General features: G+C 61.4%; 1 protein-coding gene. It reads left to right on the forward strand.

Translation table 11 applies throughout. The features are described from left to right. Positions 1-1,243, forward strand: a 1,243-nt coding sequence (locus ACYCAX_RS26525; protein WP_460249210.1) for an IS1182 family transposase, incomplete at its 5' end; no start/stop codon positions are given. Positions 1,244-1,407 lie beyond the last annotated feature (164 nt).

The following is a 1,407-nucleotide window of genomic DNA, read 5'->3' on the forward strand; positions in this document are numbered from 1 at the left end:
CCTGGCGGATTTCTACAGCCCCATCGGGCGCCCCTCGATCGATCCCGAATTGATGGTGCGCATGCTGGTCGTCGGCTACTGCTATGGCATCCGTTCCGAGCGGCGATTGTGCGAAGAGGTGCACCTAAACCTGGGCTATCGCTGGTTCTGCCGGCTGGGCCTGGAGGATGAGGTTCCCAATCACTCGACCTTCTCGAAGAATCGCCACGGCCGTTTCCGTGACAGCGATCTGTTCCGCTGGTTGTTCAATGAGGTGCTGCGGCGCTGCATGGCGGCCGGCCTGGTCAAGGGTGAAGGGTTCGCCGTCGACGCCAGCATCATCAAGGCGGATGCCAGCCGGCAACGTGGGGTGGCGGGAGATGAGGTCGACTGGCGCGATCCGGCGCTCAGCACTCGCGCCGTGCGCGAATACCTCGAAGCCCTCAATGAGGAGGCGCTGGCAGAAGCCCTTCCCAAGAAGATTTCGCTCACCGATCCGCAGGCCCGTTGGACCGCAGCGCCCGGTGGCCCGGCCTTCTTTGCCTACTCCACCAACTACCTGATCGACACCGCGCACGGCGTGATCCTGGATGTGGAAGCCACCCCGGCGCATCGGCCTGCCGAAGTCGAGTCGACCAGGACGATGGTGGATCGTGTCGAAGCGCAGTTCGACCTCACGCCGGAGCGCCTCATCGGCGATACCGCGTATGGCACGGCTCCGATGCTGGCCTGGATGGTCGAAGAGAAGAACATCGAGCCGCACGTGCCGGTGTGGGACAAGACCGAGCGCAAGGACGACAGCCTTTCCAGCAATGACTTTCACTGGCATCAGGAGGCCAATGAATACCGCTGCCCAGCCGGCAAACCGCTACGCAGTGAATGGCGGGCCTTCACTCAGCAAAGATCGCGGGTGACCAAGGCCAACACCATCATCTACCGCTCCAGCCAAGCCGACTGCACCACCTGCCCACTGAAAGCGAAGTGCTGTCCCAATACGCCGATCCGAAAGATCGTCCGCAGCATCCATGAAGCGGCTCGCGACGTGGCGCGACGCATCGCCAAGACACCGGAATATCTCGTCTCTCGCTGCGAACGAAAGAAGGTGGAGATGCTCTTCGCTCACCTCAAACGGATCATGAGACTCGACCGTCTACGACTGCGTGGCCTGACCGGTGCCACTGATGAATTCACCTTGGCGGCGACCGTGCAGAACCTGCGACGCATGGCCAAGCTCATGCCTCACGGGCCACCGCTCACGGGATAGGTCCGCCTGCTGCGAGCAGAAACCCTCGAATTAACCTTCAAACCTGAGCCGGGACGCTCAGTAAAACGCCGAAAGACAACTTGAAGTGGCTTGCAGCCACTTCGAAAGCAGGTGCACTTGGCTGAGTGGCTGCCGCAGAACTGCCTTTTTCAACAGAATCGACC

Source organism: Pseudomonas sp. MT3, assembly GCF_054720805.1.